The 14,970-nt window shown below is 66.1% G+C and carries 16 protein-coding genes and 1 pseudogene; 7 read left to right on the plus strand and 10 right to left on the minus strand.

The annotated features are described in order from the left end of the window. Nucleotides 1–162: 162 nt before the first annotated feature. Together ACZY0Y_RS16605 and ACZY0Y_RS16610 are read left to right on the plus strand one after the other, a co-directional pair. Nucleotides 163–588: pseudogene (locus ACZY0Y_RS16605) on the plus strand (TPM domain-containing protein); the annotation flags it as partial. A gap of 116 nt (nucleotides 589–704) precedes the next feature. Then, a complete protein-coding gene (locus tag ACZY0Y_RS16610) occupies nucleotides 705–896 on the plus strand; it encodes a hypothetical protein (RefSeq protein ID WP_463959228.1) in 192 nt (63 codons plus the stop codon). Nucleotides 897–922: 26 nt separating this feature from the next. Here the strand turns inward: ACZY0Y_RS16610 and ACZY0Y_RS16615 are convergent, their stop codons facing one another. Beyond that, on the minus strand, nucleotides 923–1,396 hold the full coding sequence (locus ACZY0Y_RS16615) for a rhodanese-like domain-containing protein (protein WP_463959230.1): 474 nt from the start codon (nucleotides 1,394–1,396) through the stop codon (nucleotides 923–925). A 369-nt stretch (nucleotides 1,397–1,765) separates the two neighbouring features. On the opposite strand from ACZY0Y_RS16615, the gene ACZY0Y_RS16620 reads away from it, so the two are divergent. From ACZY0Y_RS16620 to ACZY0Y_RS16640, 5 genes are all read left to right on the plus strand, one after another. Continuing rightward, nucleotides 1,766–2,014: an SHOCT domain-containing protein gene (locus ACZY0Y_RS16620; protein WP_463959231.1), complete on the plus strand. Its 249-nt coding sequence runs from the start codon at nucleotides 1,766–1,768 to the stop codon at nucleotides 2,012–2,014. Further along, nucleotides 2,014–3,471 carry a multicopper oxidase family protein gene (locus tag ACZY0Y_RS16625; protein ID WP_463959233.1) on the plus strand — a complete coding sequence of 486 codons (1,458 nt, stop codon included), beginning with the start codon at nucleotides 2,014–2,016 and terminating at the stop codon, nucleotides 3,469–3,471. The genes ACZY0Y_RS16620 and ACZY0Y_RS16625 overlap by 1 nt, the downstream gene beginning before the upstream one ends. Before the next feature lie 54 nt (nucleotides 3,472–3,525). Further along, the gene (locus ACZY0Y_RS16630; RefSeq protein WP_463959235.1) at nucleotides 3,526–3,936 is read left to right on the plus strand and encodes a DUF302 domain-containing protein; all 411 of its coding nucleotides are present in this window, start codon (nucleotides 3,526–3,528) and stop codon (nucleotides 3,934–3,936) included. 193 nt (nucleotides 3,937–4,129) lie between these two features. After that, on the plus strand, nucleotides 4,130–4,387 hold the full coding sequence (locus ACZY0Y_RS16635; protein WP_463959237.1) for an SHOCT domain-containing protein: 258 nt from the start codon (nucleotides 4,130–4,132) through the stop codon (nucleotides 4,385–4,387). Next, nucleotides 4,384–4,956: a sulfocyanin-like copper-binding protein gene (locus ACZY0Y_RS16640; protein WP_463959238.1), complete on the plus strand. Its 573-nt coding sequence runs from the start codon at nucleotides 4,384–4,386 to the stop codon at nucleotides 4,954–4,956. Before ACZY0Y_RS16635 ends, ACZY0Y_RS16640 begins: the two co-directional genes overlap by 4 nt. 233 nt (nucleotides 4,957–5,189) lie before the next feature. On the opposite strand, the gene ACZY0Y_RS16645 is transcribed toward ACZY0Y_RS16640, so the two are convergent. From ACZY0Y_RS16645 to ACZY0Y_RS16685, 9 genes are read right to left on the minus strand one after another with little or no spacing between them, the layout of a single operon-like run. After that, nucleotides 5,190–5,627: a DUF4913 domain-containing protein gene (locus ACZY0Y_RS16645; RefSeq protein WP_463959240.1), complete on the minus strand. Its 438-nt coding sequence runs from the start codon at nucleotides 5,625–5,627 to the stop codon at nucleotides 5,190–5,192. Between the two features lie 14 nt (nucleotides 5,628–5,641). Continuing rightward, nucleotides 5,642–7,414: a type IV secretory system conjugative DNA transfer family protein gene (locus tag ACZY0Y_RS16650; RefSeq protein ID WP_463959242.1), complete on the minus strand. Its 1,773-nt coding sequence runs from the start codon at nucleotides 7,412–7,414 to the stop codon at nucleotides 5,642–5,644. Beyond that, nucleotides 7,411–9,009: a putative type IV secretion/conjugal transfer ATPase gene (locus ACZY0Y_RS16655; protein WP_463959244.1), complete on the minus strand. Its 1,599-nt coding sequence runs from the start codon at nucleotides 9,007–9,009 to the stop codon at nucleotides 7,411–7,413. Before ACZY0Y_RS16655 ends, ACZY0Y_RS16650 begins: the two co-directional genes overlap by 4 nt. After that, entirely contained in the window at nucleotides 9,009–10,517 is a 1,509-nt protein-coding gene (locus ACZY0Y_RS16660; protein WP_463959246.1) for an SCO6880 family protein, read from the minus strand. Before ACZY0Y_RS16660 ends, ACZY0Y_RS16655 begins: the two co-directional genes overlap by 1 nt. Continuing rightward, nucleotides 10,504–11,802, minus strand: a complete 1,299-nt coding sequence (locus ACZY0Y_RS16665; RefSeq protein WP_463959247.1) for a TrbL/VirB6 family protein — start codon at nucleotides 11,800–11,802, stop codon at nucleotides 10,504–10,506. Before ACZY0Y_RS16665 ends, ACZY0Y_RS16660 begins: the two co-directional genes overlap by 14 nt. 1 nt (nucleotide 11,803) lies before the next feature. Further along, on the minus strand, nucleotides 11,804–12,559 hold the full coding sequence (locus ACZY0Y_RS16670) for a DUF8175 domain-containg protein (RefSeq protein WP_463959249.1): 756 nt from the start codon (nucleotides 12,557–12,559) through the stop codon (nucleotides 11,804–11,806). A gap of 27 nt (nucleotides 12,560–12,586) precedes the next feature. After that, nucleotides 12,587–12,856 (minus strand): hypothetical protein, encoded by a 270-nt coding sequence (locus tag ACZY0Y_RS16675; protein WP_243182088.1) that lies wholly within the window; start codon nucleotides 12,854–12,856, stop codon nucleotides 12,587–12,589. 13 nt (nucleotides 12,857–12,869) lie between these two features. Further along, nucleotides 12,870–13,484 (minus strand): DUF6668 family protein, encoded by a 615-nt coding sequence (locus tag ACZY0Y_RS16680; protein WP_463959251.1) that lies wholly within the window; start codon nucleotides 13,482–13,484, stop codon nucleotides 12,870–12,872. Between the two features lie 35 nt (nucleotides 13,485–13,519). After that, nucleotides 13,520–14,956: a MinD/ParA family ATP-binding protein gene (locus tag ACZY0Y_RS16685; protein WP_463959253.1), complete on the minus strand. Its 1,437-nt coding sequence runs from the start codon at nucleotides 14,954–14,956 to the stop codon at nucleotides 13,520–13,522. Nucleotides 14,957–14,970 lie beyond the last annotated feature (14 nt).

Here is a 14,970-nt window from a genome sequence, read left to right on the forward strand (position 1 = left end):
CTATATCGAGGTGTTCTACAATCGATGGCGGCCCCACACCAACAATGATGGGCTGCCGCCGGCAACAGCAATGGCCAACTTCAAGACCAAAAACCAGCCGCTACCCGCGGCGGCCTAACCAAATAGAAACTAACCGGCTGTCTCACATCCTTGACACACCTCACTCTCCAGCAGGCCATCATGCATGCACAGGCCGGGATCTCGGTTGCCTCGGACTACATTGCCGCCCGGCGCGGCGGTGTGGGACCCGGAGCCAGGACACGCCTGGCCGAAGCGCAACGCAATCTGGACACCGCGCTCGCCCTCCAGCAGAGTAACCCTGGATCTTCCCTGACCTTCGCGCAGCAGGCCGGCGCTCTGGCATCCCGGGCGGCGGAGCTCGCCCGCTCCGATGTGCAGGGCTTCGGCGGCCTGGCCAACCGCGGCTACGGCGGCGGCATGTTCGGGAGCCGAGGGTGCGGCGGGGGCCGCGGCGGAGCCGTGCTGGGCGGGATTCTGATCGATTCGATCCTGCGCGGCGGCCGCGGCGGCGACGCTGACAGCGGTGCCGGCCGGGACGGTGATTCCGGCGGCAGCGGCAGCTTCTGATCCGTCACATCGGAGTTCATTTCGCTCCGTCAACGTCATCAATTCCCCCGGACCGGCCCGCTTTGGCCCGGCGCTTCGGGGATCGGCCAAGTCCGCGGTAGATCAAGCACAACCCGATGGTCCACGCGCGGACCAAGGACACGCTCCCGGAGCGCGTAAGCAGCCCGGGGATCCTGTTCGATTGCGGTGCCCCGTTTGGCCAGGGCGTCATTGACGCCGCCGAGCATGGTCAGGTCGGCGGGCTGTTCGCCGGCGACCCGAACGGAGCGCAGTGGGTGGGGGCATGGTCCGGGCGGCTTCGCCGGTGACACCGGTGCCCGGACGAGCCCGGGGGTCAGGTGATCTGTTCCGTGGGCATGGCCAGGGTGACCCAGTCGTGCAGTCCTCCCCGGTAGTAGGCCAGCGCGGATGGCGGATACCCGGTTTCCAGCAGCGCCCGGATGGCCGCCGGTGACTGCGGGCATTGTGGGCCGTTACAGAAGAACACGCTCAGCCTCGAAACCTCGAGCTGATCCCTGAATCCAATAATCCGGTCGTGCGGAAAGTTGACTGCGCCTGGAATCGTAACCCCGGATCTGGAGTCAGGCACGCGGCTGTCGATCAGGACAGCGCCGCCGCTGATCTGCTCCAGGAGTTCGAGTTCGCCGAGGGTGACCACCCCGGGAGCGCACTGTAGTGGTTGCAGCTCTCCCCATGTCGTGTCCACCGCTACCAGATCCGGTTCGCCCTCCACCTCCCGGGGCACGCTGGCCGGATCCTGGGGGCGCATTCTCAACATTCGCTTTATTACCGCTGGTTCGACACCCATGCTCCCACCCTAACGCCGCCGGACGCGCGGCCGCGGCAGCGTTGCACCCCCGGCGTCGGCGGTGGCCGCCGCGCTGCACGCCTGGTTCGGCATGCGGGCCACGCCATAGCGTCTCCGGCAGGGGCGCCGGGGACCAACGGGCATTCGCCGGCCGGGCGTCGGTTGTATCGTGATCGGGCGCAGCCCTGCTGATGGTTGAGGATCGAATTCACGGCTTGAAGCCGCGGGCACATCAAAACGCCCGGCCGCGCCCCGCCCTATACCCCTATGGGTATTATGTTGTAGTCTCGAAAATGATCACCGCACGCCGGTCAGTACCGGTTTCGCGGGATAAGGAGACGGGTAATGATGGGTGGATACGGATCAGGCATGGGCTGGACAGAAATGTTCTGGCTGCTGCTGATTGTCGGGGTCCTGCTGATTGCCGGCCTGGGGATATGGTTCTTCTCGGCCGCAAGGCGCCGCGGCGGACCCACAGGCTCCCCGGACGGCAGGGGCGCCGGGCTTGCGGGCAGTGGAGGCACACCCCGGGAAATCCTGGATGAACGCTTTGCCAGGGGCGAGCTGACCGCGGAGGAATACCAGGAACGTCTCAACATCCTCAAGGGCGACAGCTGATGCGGCCTGTCCGCCGACGCACTGCCCTCCTCCTCGGGGGCGCCGGAACCGCGGCCGCGCTGACGGGCGCGGCAGGCCTGTTGTGGGGCTCCGAAGCCGCGGGCAAGCCGTCCGGCGGACAGGCCCTCCTCGAACCCGAGGTCCTCCGCAGCAGCAACGGGATGCTTCAGGTGCGCCTGAGAGCGGCGCCGGGTCAGGCAAGGATCGCCGGTACGAATGCCACCGTGTTGACCTACAACGGGTCGGTGCCCGGCCCGACGATGTTCCTGAGGCCTGGTGACCGGGTGAACGTGACGTTGGAGAACGGCCTGCGGGATCCGACCAACGTGCATGTCCACGGCCTGCACGTCTCCCCGCAGGGCAACAGCGACAACGTGCTCCTCTCCGTTGACCCCGGGACGTCATTCGAGTACGAATACCGGCTTCCCGCGGACCACCCGCCGGGCGTGTACTGGTACCACCCCCACCACCATGGCATGGTCGCCGACCAGGTCTTCGGCGGACTGTACGGTGCCATCATCGTCGAGGACCCGCACCCTGTCCCGACCTCACGGGACCGGGTCATGGTCATCTCGGACATCTCGCTGAACAGCGACGGAAGCGTCGCTGCCGTGTCGGCGATGGAGAAAATGATGGGCCGGGAAGGCAGCCTGGTTCTGGTCAACGGCCAGCTAAACCCGCAACTGGCGGCCAAACCGGCAGAACGCGAACGGTGGAGGATCATCAACGCCTGCACCGCCCGGTACCTGAAACTGCGCCTGGACGGCCAGCGCCTGCAGCTGCTTGGACTCGACTCCGGCCGCTATCAGAACCCCCGGGACGTTGAGGAGGTGCTGCTGGCTCCCGGCAACCGGGCCGACCTCCTCGTCACCGCGGCCACCGGCACGGCCGTGCTGCGCACCCTGCCGGTGGACAGGGGAAGCGCAGGATCCATGATGGGCGCCAGCACCGGAGGCCAACAGGCCCAGGCCGACCCCAACGGCACCGTTCTGGCCACTTACTCGGTCAGCGGCGAACCGGCCCCGTCCGCGGAGCCGCTCCTGGCCCAGCCGGCACCCCGGGACCTGCGCCCCGCTGCGGTCACGGCACGGCGGGAACTGACCTTCGCCATGGGCATGGGGATGGGGTCGGGAATGAGGTTCACCTTTAACGGCAAACCTTTCGACCCGGGCCGGATTGACACCACCGTCCCGGCCGGGGCCGTCGAGGAGTGGACGCTGACTAACACGAGCCCCATGGACCACCCTTTCCACCTGCACGTATGGCCCATGCAGATCATCGAACGGGCCGGCCGGCCCGTATCCGACCCCGAGTGGCAGGATGTGGTGAACGTCCCGGCCCGAAGCAGCGTGCGCGTCCGGATCGCGTTCGATGATTTCACCGGCAAGACCGTCTACCACTGCCATATCCTCGACCACGAGGACAGCGGCATGATGGGCCTCATCGAATCCCGGTGACACGGCGATGCGGCGTCATTGACTCACAGTGAAACCCAATGGAGGAGCATAACCATGAGCTACGCACACACCATCACCGTCGCCCTGCCGTACGAGGAAGCGGTACGCCGGACCAGGGAGGCGCTCCTGGGCCAGGGCTTCGGGGTCCTCTCCGAGATCGATGTCCGCTCAACCTTTGAGGCCAAGCTCGGGGAGGAGAGCGGACAGGCCCTGGGCGACTACCTCATCCTGGGCGTCTGCAATCCCGCCCTGGCCCAGCGCGCTCTCACCGCGGAACCGGACATGGGCCTGCTTCTTCCGTGCAACGTCGTCATCCGGCGCGGCAGCGACGCCGACGCGACCGTCATCCAGACGATCGACCCGCAGACAATGGTCCAGCTCAGTGACGCCCCTGCCGTCGCCCTGGTCGCCGGCGAAGCCGATGACCGGCTCCGGGCCGCACTGAAAGAGCTTCAAACCGCCTGAGACCCGGCCGGCCTCCGGACCGGCGGCCCACGGGACGCGAAACGGGCGCCGCTGCCTGACTTTTGTGTCCGCGTGCGCATCGGAGCATGGCCGGCCGCTGCCGGCCCCGATGCAGACTATATACACCCGCCGGGCCGTTGGGCACTGTTCCGGGAAGCGGGCCCGACGTAGTTTCACAAAAGGAGGTCTGATCATGATGTATGGCTGGGACGGGAATGGCTGGGGTATCGGCGCGTGGGTAGCCATGGCCGTGTTGATGCTGATTTTCTGGGGCGGAGTTGTCACTGTCGTTGTGCTCCTGCTCCGGCGCCCCCATCCGGGTGAGGGACCGGCCGCACAGCGGCCGCCGCACCACGACGCTGAGCGTCTTCTTACTGAGCGCTTCGCCCGCGGGGAAATCGACGAGCAGGAGTTCACTGCCCGTCGCACAGCGCTCAGGCGCCAGGATTGAACTCGTTGAGCCGCCGCGGGCAGATCATCCTCGGAATCGCATCGGTGATTCTTCTGACCGCGCTGTCCCTCGTGGCGGTCGGCGTCCTGGGCAGTGTTGTGAACCCCGGGGGCACCGGTTTTCTATCCCGCACCCGCTGCGTGGCACCGAATCTTCCTGGACCGGTAGTCTCCGTTTCATTGACCAACATGGGCGGACCCATGATGCGCCCACGAAACGGCATGATGGGCGGGGCCATGCGCATGACCGCAGACCGAAACACCGTGGCCCACGGCACGGTATCCTTCCTGGTCACCAACGCGGGCACCATCAGCCACGAACTCGTCATCCTTCCCCTTCCCGAAAACCAGATCCCCGGCACCCGCCCGATCGGCGAGGACGCCAAAATCGACGAGGCGGGCAGTCTCGGGGAAGCGTCCAACACCTGCGCCGAAGGTACCGGGCAAGGAATCCTTCCCGGCGCGTCAGGCTGGGCCACCGTCACGCTGCCGCCAGGGCGCTATGAGCTCGTTTGCAACCTCCCCGGCCACTACGCCGCCGGCATGTACACCCAACTCACCGTCACCTAGTCACTTCGGGAAGTCTCCACATCGCAACATTGACGCCCGCGATCAGACGTCAGTGGTCACAGAAGGTTCTGTCACCAAAATCAGTTGTGGCCCGGTAACTTCACCGACCTTTATGGGGAAATGAGCTTTTCACCGTCGGGTCTTAGTTCCCCGGTCGGTGAGGGTTCTCGTCCGCTGGATCGAGGAACACGGGGCCGAGGATCTGTCGTATTCAACTGTTTCAGCTGTCCGTGTTAAGTCAGGGGCATCCGCACGTCAGGGAACCAGCCCTCCGGGGCCTTCTTCGGCTCCAGGTGTTCGGGGTCGCGGTGTTCTTTCATGTCGCAGTTGTAGAACGGCCCCTGCGGGTTCAACAGGATGGCCATGTGGTGGTCTGCGTGGTCGCGCCACCAGACGCTCATGCCGGTTGCCGGGTCGAGGCGCAGGTGCTCCCAGGACCGCCACAAGGCTGCAACGCGGGAGACGGCTTCGGGGTGGAAATACCACTCGATGCACCACTTCGCGGTCTTTCCGGTGACGCTGCGGACGTAGGTTGGCAGCAGCTGCTCGTGAAGGAATTCTTCGGCCGTGCCGTAAACGAGCTCCGGTGCCTTCTCCGGTGTACCGTCTTCGCCCGTGCCGGGGTTGGGGGCGGGGGTGTCCGTGTCGAACAGTCCGAAATCATCTGCCATGGCTGTCTGCTTCCTTACCCGGTGACCCAGGGATTAGCGGCCGGAGCGGAGGGCACCAGGACGGGCTCGGGTTCCTCCGGGCGGGGGCTGTACTTCTTGATGGACGCCTCTACGGCGTCCTTGTGCCGGCCGGTGTACCAGGGCATGGTCCGGACCAGGGTGGCCGGGGCGCCGGAGGCGAGGACCACGGCGCGGCCGCGGTCGAGCTCCGCGAGGTTGGAGACGTCGAAGATGCGTTCCTTGCCTTCCTGGCGGGAGCGGCTGGAGCCGGACTTGCCGGAGGAGACGGAGACGTTGGTGTAGCTGTAGTCTCCGATCAGGTCCGAGAGGGCCCGGAGGAAGCCTTCTTCGGCGACGCCGCCGCCGTAGACCTTGACGTTCGCGGCTGACCAGATTTTCCGCATGTTCGCCTCGCCCCACAGCTCGACACCTTGGGACCAGGACTGCAGGATGCCCATGACGATCAGGCCCTTGGACCCGTAGTGGCTGAACTGATCCGGCAGGGCTGCCCAGCGGACGACGTTGGCCAACTCATCGAGGGCGAACAGTGCAGGTTTGGGCAGGCGGCCGCCGCTGCGTTCGGCCCGTTCCTCCATCGCCTCAGCGATCGCCACCGTCAACGCCGTGGTGAGCGGGGAAGCCGAGCCGGCCCCTTCCTTGGAAAGGATGTAGATTGTCTCCTGCGAGGCAGCGAAAGCGTGCGGATTGAACTGCCGGCGGGCATCCGTGGCAACCGTCGCGCCACCCATCGGGGCGACCCAGCGCAGCGTATTCCTGGACTTGAGGCACTGGATCATCTTCTCGGCGGTGCCGAAGATACCGTCGCGCTGTTTGTCGGCCAGCTCCAGCGTGGACTCCAGGCCCTTGTACTGCAGCTCGTAGTCATGCTCTTTCAGGATGTTGATCGGTTCCCGGTTCACCTGCTCCGTCACCCACAGGTAGACCTGCGTGATGGGAAGCCCACCGAGCGCGGCCGCGAGGAAGTACGAGGAGAGAATGTCCTCGGCTTTGGGGTCGAAGTAGGCATCCGGCTTGGACCCCGGGACCCGCGAACCAACCGAAAAGTGCTGCGTGAGCTTGTACGCATTCTCTTCGTCCGTGACATAGGACAGCGGGTTCCACCACCACTCTGGTTCCTCCTGGGCGATCTTCTGCGGATCGAACACCCACACCGGGGCCGTTGCCTCGCGGACCCCACGGGTGCCGTCCACCACGTCACGCTTGTTCGAGGTCGACACCACAGCACCCGGTGCGTCCAGGATTGCGGGCATGACCCGGGAGGTGGACTTACCGGTTCTGGGGCCCCAGATATCGAGGCTGAGGTCTTCCCAGGACTGAATGAACGTCTGTCCGGTGGAGACCACTTTGCCCACCACGATGCCCGGCGTGCCTGTCACTCCCAGCCGATCCGCCGTCGCTTTCGCGCCCTTCTCGGAGAACGCGGCCAGGGACTTCCCGCGACCCAGGTACCGGGCGGCCTTGTCTACGCGGGCACGCTTGGATGCGCCCTTCCTCCAGGCCACGAGCACGACGATGGTCAGGACCAGGACAACGCCGGCCATGAGGACGGCCGCGACGGTGGACTGGACGGGCCACGGAACGCGGCCCTTGCCCAGCCCGGCGATCAGATCAATCGGATGTTTGGGGGGTGGGTCGATGCCGGCCATCCAGGATCCGAGGTGGGCGGCCGCGTAGGTCCCGCCGCCGAAGACGACGATGAAGCCGATGGCCATCCAGACCGGCAGGGCATCTCCGAGGCCCATTCCTTTACGGTTCGGTGCGCTCACAGCGTGCCTCCTTGAAGGGGTAGGTCAGGGGTCATTGGCTCGAGGAGGGTTTCCGGGGTTTCACGCCATTTCCCCTCGGTGTCGTTGACTCCATCCGGGCCTTTTTCCAAAGATGTCAGTCCCACCAGGACCGGGATTCCGGAACGGCCGCCGACCTTGATCAGGAACTTCCCCCTACCCGGGGGTTCGACGTCGAGCCCGCGGGAGTCCCAGGCGGGCGGGTCCTGCCAGGAGATGAGCTTCTGCTGCTCCTCACCTGACAGCGGAATGGCCGAGGTCAGCAGCGGCATCTCGGAGGCCGGGAGGCCGCCGCAGATCACCATGCCGGAGCGTTCGACGAAGCCGCGGGCTTTCATCCGGTCTTCTTCCGCCGGCAGTGCCAGCAGGTCGGACATGGTGTGGGAGATCATGATCTGACCGACACCGACGGAGCGGTTGAGTCGGGTCAAGGCGTCCACCCGGTCCACCATGCCTTTGCCGGCGCGGAGCGCCCGCCACAGCTCGTCCAGGACGACGAAGTAGTTCCGGCGCGGTTCCAGACCGGCATCGGCGAGGGCGTTGGCGACGTTAACGGTGCCGAAACCGTAGGACCAGCACGCGAGCAGAATTGCAGCTTGGAGGTCGGTTTCGGTCTCGTCAATGCTGGAGACATCGAAGACCACGGCGCGGTCGCGCATCATGGGGTTGGTGGTGTGCCGGGAGAAGATTTCTCCGAGCTTCCCGCCTCCGGTCAGGCCCAGCAGGGTTGCTTCCAATGCCCGGGTTTCCTGCAGGTAGACGTTCATGTCGCCGCGGTCCAGGGCGACCTGGCGCAGCTCATCGGGGGCGGAGATGATCACGTCCAGGAGGTCCTTGAGGACGGGAACACCGTCGAACCGGTCATCGAGGACCCGCAGGGCCCGGTCCAGGATCGTCTGTTCCTGATCGGTGGGCGGGTTGTTCCGGCTGATGGTGATCAGGGAGACAACCATTGTCAGGCGCCGGCCGTGCGCGTCGGCGCGGACCCGGGCGGCGTCCTCGTGGTGGCCGTTGTCTTCGAGCAGCTGCGCGGCTTCGACGGCCTGGCCGGGATCGAGGATGTTCAGGTAGCCGACGCCGCGGCCGAGCTTGATGACTTGGCCACCGAGCGCCTGGACCGCTTTGACGTGTTCGCCTTTCAAGTCCCCCAGGATCAGGGGGTGGACGCCCTGCGCGGAGAGTCCGATGAACATCCGGCGCACCACGGTGGACTTTCCCAGCCCCGGCTTGCCCAGGATGAACGCAGAAGGGTTGGAAATCAGGCGTGCCCGTTGGAACCAGCTGATCGGGTCACAGCAGACCGTGGCCTGGGTTTCCTCATGGCGTCCGAGCGGGACGCCGATCATGGGGGAGGACGCCCCGGAGGAAAACGGCCACAGCCCGCAAACCTGGACCGTGGTTCCCCGGTATTCCTTCACGGACGGCACGAGGGCGGCCATGCCGCCGCCGCGTCCGGTCCAGCCCCGGGCAGAGGGCCCGGGCTGGCGCGGTTCCTTCTCAGCCTTCTTCTTCGGCGTGGCTTTGACCGGGGCTGCAGCCTTCCTGGCAGGGCGGGTGAAGAGTTTCATACGGGCCATTACAGGGCGTCCTTGATTTCGGAGGGCAGGAGGCTGTGCTTGGGAAGGACCAGCCCGAGGGGCAGGGACGCGGCGAACGCGGTGTCCTGGGTGCCGTAGGCGCGGCGCAGCAGCACCCGGGCGGTACCGGAGGTCTGTTCCACGGCGGCCACGGCATCTGCGAGGCGTTCCTTATCGGTCACGGTGGCGGTGACGACCATGCCGAAGTTCACCAGCCCGGCGCCCTGGGCTTCTTCCTGGGCGGTTTGCACGGTGGAGCGGGCGTCGACCAGGGCGCGGGCGGACGGGCGGTTTCCGGAGGTGATGCGGACGTTGGCGTTGTTCTGGTCCCGCTCCACCACGGCTGCGGCACGGGCCGAATCCATCGGCCGGTACAGCAGTGAGATCCGCTTGCGGTCGATGTCCCCGTGCGGGGCCAGCAGGCGGGAGAGGACCGAGGAGTTCACCGAACCGCGCGGGGCACCGGTCATGGTCCAGGAGACGGAGAACGCACTGTCGTGCCGGTAGTCATCCCAAGACGCCTGCGTCGCGGAGGGTCCGACTTCGCCCCAGGTCAGGGACACCGGGGAACCGGCGGAGTGCGCTTGATCAATGATCAGGGCCGCGGGCGGATCGTAGGCGATCCGGATGACCTCGCAGAGTTCCTGCGCGGACATGGGCCGGGCGATCCCGGCGCCGGTGGACTGCAGCCGGGCCGACAGGCCCGGGATCCGGGACGCGAGGTCCCGGGCCACATCTTCGGGTGTGCGCTTCTTCGATCCGGCCCGCAGGGAGGCGTTGAAGGAGAGGGATACCCAGGCCCGGACCGTGGCCGAACCTTCCGGATACGTGTTCACGACCTCGTGGAGCACGTTTTTGGCAAACTCCGGGGCGTTCGGGTCGATGTTCATCGTGACCTCGTTGCGGAGCCGGTAGCCGGAATCCGGTGCGGTCTCGACCGTTACGGCGGCGGCGTCCAGGCCCGCTTCGTCCCCGAGGCCGGCGAGCCAGCCGCCCCAGTTCGCCACCCACGCATCGACCTGTTCCGGGTCCACCAGGGACGCACCGTCGGGTTCGGTGGAGAAGATCACGGTGTAGTGGCTGGTGGACGGCACATGCAGCAGTGCGAACGGGCGCTTGTAGGAGTCGGTGAATTCATACAGGGTGGACTTCGCCGCGAGGCCCGGGAGCTGGTACATGCCCCAGGCCGTGACGCCGAGGGGGCCGGAACGGTAGAGGTTCGTTCCGGAGGACTTGGCGAGCCGGAAGCTCATTCGGGTTCCGAACCGGTCAACAACGGACTGGCCGTGCTTGTCCTTGACCGTCAACAGCAGGGCGGCCGCCCCGGCGACGGCCAGGACAGCAAGGCCCGGGAGCAGGCCCCAGATGGCGAAACTGATGATGCCCAGCAACAACCCGGCCATGACAATGCCGGTGCCGATAGCGCCGAGGTTGCCCAGCCCGGCCGAGCGCGGGACGCGCCAGTTGCCGTAGGACGGTTCCTTGTATTCGGTATTAATTGCTGCCACTGGGGCCCTCCACTATTTCTGATTGGCCGGTTGAATCCTGCGCGGTCTGTTGTGCGGCCTGAGAAACCTTGGACGCTGCTTGTGCTCCTACGGCGACGGCCATGCCGGCCGGGCCGGCGGCTGACGCTGCACCCGAGGCGGCGCCTGCGCTGCCTGCGGCTGCTCCTGCCCCTGCACCGGTAGTGCCTGCTGCGCCGGCTGTGGCGGCGCTGGTGGCCCCGCCCGGACCGGTCGCCCCGGGTGTCGGCTGGCCGCCATTGCCCCGGGGTCCGGTTGTTCCGGTGCTGCCCTTCGGAGATGAGCCTGACTGGTTGTTTTGTGTGCTGGCCGGTGTCGGGGCTGCATTGCCTTTACCGCTTCCGCTGCGGCCCATGGATACGGCGCCTGTGGCCATGGCCCCCACGGCGGCTCCTGCTCCTGCTCCCCCGCCGGAGGCGACGGCACCGACCATCGGCGTGACGAACCGCATCAGGGCCGGCAGAGCGAACAGAGCGACGATCATCAACGTGAAACCCGTAATGGACGTGATCAACGAATCCTTCCCGCTGTTGCTACCCATGAGCAGGAATGCGACCGAATAGACGATGGCTGCGGCAGGTTTGTAGAGGATGAACGCGATAGTCCAGCCAACTGCTTTCTGGAACCACTGCCGCCCCATCTCGGTGTTGGTGAAAGCCGCGGTGGTCGGCAGGATGCCCGCCAGGATCACCAGCATGCCGCTGCGGACCACCATCAGAACGATCTGGACGAGGGAGGCAATCAGCCCGATCAACCCCAGAACGATCAGGATAAAAACCCCGACACCCGATTGATTGGCCAGCACGAGAATTTTCATCGACTCGGCAAAGCCCTTGCCGTCCGTGGAACGCTTGATGATCTCGGCCGAGAAAGCATCCGCGGCGATCACCAGGATCGAGATGACCCCCAGGCCAAGGCCCGAGACCAGACCCAGCGTGATCAGGGACCGGAGCAGATCCTTGAGCGGTGCTCCGCGTTGTTCCCAGATCATCCGGATGCCACCGAGAATGACCGCGAGGACAGCCAGCGTCAGAGTCCAGACCATCAATTCGCTGTTCACCACGGAGACGACGGGACTCGGCGTCGCACCGTCAGAGCTGGCCAGGTTCACCGTGGGCATGGACACCCAGAAAGTCGACAGAGTCGTCACCATCTGGCTCATGCCCTCCATGATCGACTTCGCCAGGTTTGTTATGGCGTCGTCAACTGCTCCGGCTGCGATGTTCCCCGCGACGCACGTCAGCTCCCCCCATTTGCACTCAGCCATCTCAGACGCCTGACCAGAGAATGAAACCGCTGAGGTCGCTGAGCTGGGAGACGCCGCTGAAAGTTACCCCGTCGTCAGCCGGCTTCACTTTCCAGTCACCGTCCATCCAACGCATCGACAGGATCGTATGGACAAGGACTCCTTTGTTTGTCTCAAAAGCTAGGTCCACATTGGCCTCCGAGGCCGTGTAGGACTTGATGGAGAAGCCGTTGACCTGAATGGTTGTGTCGGATCCACTGGAGGCACTCGAGCTCGCGGCCTCCTTCATAGCAGCGTCGCGTCCCTTGCCCGGAACGAGGAGCTTGTCCGCCAGCTTCACCTCAAGTTGCGGCGAACCCGCCGAGCCCAGTGCGCCAACGTTCATGGCGGAATAGAGCGCCCCGGCCGGTGAATGCGCAAAGCAAGACCGGAATCCGTCTGAGTCGGTCTGTCCCGGGCCGGAAGTCTTGGGGTCGGTGGGTACGGCCATTTTTCCAACGAGTTCCCACTTGGACTTCGGCGCTGTTCCCAGGGCTGTCTCGGTGCTTGACGGCAGCCCGCAGATGCTTTTTCCCGCCGCGTCTGCTGACTTTGTCGGTGTTGCGGAGGCGCTGTCCGGCGATGCAGCGGGGGCCGGCTGGGCGTTGTCCTGTCCCTTGGGGAGCAGGAAGATGACGACGGCTGCTGCAATCAGCGCGACCACCAGCGCGGCAGCAATGATGAAACCGGGTTTGGTGAACTGATTGCTTTCGGTGGTGCTCTCTGTTGACTGGCTCATGGTGAACCTCCCGTTGTTGGTGCTGGTTTAGACGAAGGCGCGGACGATGCCGGAGGCACCGGTGATGATGATGCAGCCCATCAGGACCCAGCCGAGCTTGCCGATGGCTTGGGCGCCCTCGCCGCGCTGGAGCTGGATGACCATGCCGATGCCGACGATGATCACGCCCAGGACACCGAGGACCAGGCCGATGCCGGAGGCCCAGTTCAGGATCGTGAGGAGGCCACCCGCCTGTGCCGGGACAACGGGAGTCGGGTTGGGGATGACGCTTGTTGCAAGTACGGAGAAGGAGTTCATGGTGAGAGACCTTTCAGTTGGTGATGCCGGGTGTGGAGTCGGTAGCCAGGGCGGCTAAGTCAGTGATGAAGCGTTGGTATTCGCGAGCCGGCGGCAGGGTGGTGGAGTCTCCGTGCCGCCAGGCTTCGACCCAGGGCAGGGTCCAGGACCGGGGGGCTCCCCCGCTGACGATTGTCGTGAAGTCCCGCAAGGGTTTGGGCGTCTTCCCCGGTGCGTCCGCCAGAACGGCGAGGCCGAGCAGATCAACCGCGGGCGCCGCGCCCGATGCCCACTGCATCAGGGCGCTCTGTGCCGCTGTCAGGCCCCGCATGTCTGCACGGCAAACCAGCAGCACCCGCGGCTTGCTGCCTTCCTGGAGGACAGGCCAGCAGTGACCGGTCGCCCGTGCCCCGCCGATCAGGTCAGCGATGCGGCTTTCGCCGGATCCACCGTGGGCCCCGGCGACCCACAGTGCTGCGGAGCCGGCGACGGTGCGGCGGGCCAGACGGTCTGCGGCGTCCGGTTCGACCACTCCCTTCAGAGGTCCACTGATCACGGCCGCCGGCGGCACGTGCGCTTCCGGTGCTGCAGTGTCCGCGCCGCCGGCCGGAGCCGGGCGGGTGATCCAAGGGTTCAGGGACTGTTGCATGCTTGCCTCCTTTCAGAGTCCGGTTGGTGGGTGGTTTAGAAGCCGGCAGCGACGGCGGCCGCGGCCGCCAGCCATGCCCGCTGGGTTGCCGGCTGGAGGGCTTCATAGCGGATGGGGCCGTTGACCAGGGCCGGATCGTAAGGAATCCGGACGACCGCGCGGACGAACGGGGCGAAGCCGTCAGCGATCCGCTGGGCCTCGTCCTTGGCCCGCTTCAGTGCCTCGCCGCTCATGCTGCGCTTGGCGTCGGTGGACTCCGAGACGATGACAACGGCGTTGCGGGCCAGCTCCGCGTCGTGGCCGCCCCGGGATTCCAGGGTCTGCAGGGTCAGACGGGCGGCTTCGGCGCGGTCTTCGATGGCGGTGACCGGGACGACGAGCTGGTTGGTGTGGTCGATCATCCGGCGCCAGTTCGCGGCCCGGGCGGTGTTGCCCGAATCCATGACCACGAGCCGGTAGTAGCGGGTGAGGACCTGATGGGCGATGTCGACTTCCTCGGCGGTGACTTCGTGGTCGCCTTCTTCGTTTTCATCCGAACGGAGGACGTCGAACTTGTCGGCGGTCTGGTGGTGGACGAGCTTGGCGATTTCGGCGGCGTTCGTGGACGGGGAGAGCAGTTCGGTGGAGGCGTCGATGAGGTCCAGGACGCTGCGGTCGTGGGAGCCCTTTTCCGTGCGCCATCCGAGGGTGCCCTGGGATTCGTTGTTGTCCCACGCGACCGTGGCCGCGCCGCTGTAGCGGGCGAGGATGGCCGAGAGCATGACCACGGTGGGGGTCTTGTTGGCCCCGCCCTTGCGGTTGACCACGGCGATGGTCCGGGGGCCGGGCCAGTGCTGGCTGACCGTGCGGACATCCTCGCGCTCGGTGAGTTCTTCCTCTGAGGGATCCATCCGGAGTCCCAGGCGTGTGAGTGTTCCGCGCCAGCCCTGGGTAGCCGGTTCGAGGACCGGGGCGCTGACCAGGAATGAGGTTTCCTTCAGGCTGCGCCGGGTTGGTGCGGCTTCTTCAACAGCGGCAGCTGTCTGTGGTTCCGAGGTGGCCGTTGCGGGGGCGGGTGGCCACGGCTGGGCGTCCACCGATGCGGCAGGGGCAGGAACCGCCATGGGCTCGGGTGCGGGTGCGGGTGCGGTCTCAATGATGGCCGGCGCTGCGGTCGCGGGTGTGGTTTCGGGGGCTTCTGCCCGGCGGCGGGCCGGAGCGGGATCGTAGGAGACGGATTCGATCTTGTTGTCCGGGTGGACGATGAGTTCGCCGTGGCCTTCGGGGTCCTCGATGCGGACCCGGACGGGGCGCTGGAGGGTCTGGGCTTCGCCCACGATGAGGGCCAGGGCGTTGTTGCGGAGTTCCTGCATGGAGTCTCCGGCAGGGACGATGCGGGAGTTGCCCGCGACGATGACCTCGGCTGTGCCGTTGTCCCGGACGATGGCCCGGATGTTGGGAAAGGCCATAACTTGCGTTGGTGTGGTGCCCATGAGCTTATTCCTTA

It is taken from the genome of Pseudarthrobacter kochi (assembly GCF_055412805.1).

What these genes read in the sequence shown, in the direction of transcription:
- ACZY0Y_RS16610 (WP_463959228.1), top strand. Translation starts at nt 705, where the DNA reads ATGGTCCACGCGCGGACCAAGGACACGCTCCCGGAGCGCGTAAGCAGC.
- ACZY0Y_RS16615 (WP_463959230.1), bottom strand. Translation starts at nt 1,396, where the DNA reads ATGGGTGTCGAACCAGCGGTAATAAAGCGAATGTTGAGAATGCGCCCC.
- ACZY0Y_RS16620 (WP_463959231.1), top strand. Translation starts at nt 1,766, where the DNA reads ATGGGCTGGACAGAAATGTTCTGGCTGCTGCTGATTGTCGGGGTCCTG.
- ACZY0Y_RS16625 (WP_463959233.1), top strand. Translation starts at nt 2,014, where the DNA reads ATGCGGCCTGTCCGCCGACGCACTGCCCTCCTCCTCGGGGGCGCCGGA.
- ACZY0Y_RS16630 (WP_463959235.1), top strand. Translation starts at nt 3,526, where the DNA reads ATGAGCTACGCACACACCATCACCGTCGCCCTGCCGTACGAGGAAGCG.
- ACZY0Y_RS16635 (WP_463959237.1), top strand. Translation starts at nt 4,130, where the DNA reads ATGATGTATGGCTGGGACGGGAATGGCTGGGGTATCGGCGCGTGGGTA.
- ACZY0Y_RS16645 (WP_463959240.1), bottom strand. Translation starts at nt 5,627, where the DNA reads ATGGCAGATGATTTCGGACTGTTCGACACGGACACCCCCGCCCCCAAC.
- ACZY0Y_RS16655 (WP_463959244.1), bottom strand. Translation starts at nt 9,009, where the DNA reads ATGGCCCGTATGAAACTCTTCACCCGCCCTGCCAGGAAGGCTGCAGCC.
- ACZY0Y_RS16665 (WP_463959247.1), bottom strand. Translation starts at nt 11,802, where the DNA reads ATGGCTGAGTGCAAATGGGGGGAGCTGACGTGCGTCGCGGGGAACATC.
- ACZY0Y_RS16670 (WP_463959249.1), bottom strand. Translation starts at nt 12,559, where the DNA reads ATGAGCCAGTCAACAGAGAGCACCACCGAAAGCAATCAGTTCACCAAA.
- ACZY0Y_RS16675 (WP_243182088.1), bottom strand. Translation starts at nt 12,856, where the DNA reads ATGAACTCCTTCTCCGTACTTGCAACAAGCGTCATCCCCAACCCGACT.
- ACZY0Y_RS16680 (WP_463959251.1), bottom strand. Translation starts at nt 13,484, where the DNA reads ATGCAACAGTCCCTGAACCCTTGGATCACCCGCCCGGCTCCGGCCGGC.
- ACZY0Y_RS16685 (WP_463959253.1), bottom strand. Translation starts at nt 14,956, where the DNA reads ATGGGCACCACACCAACGCAAGTTATGGCCTTTCCCAACATCCGGGCC.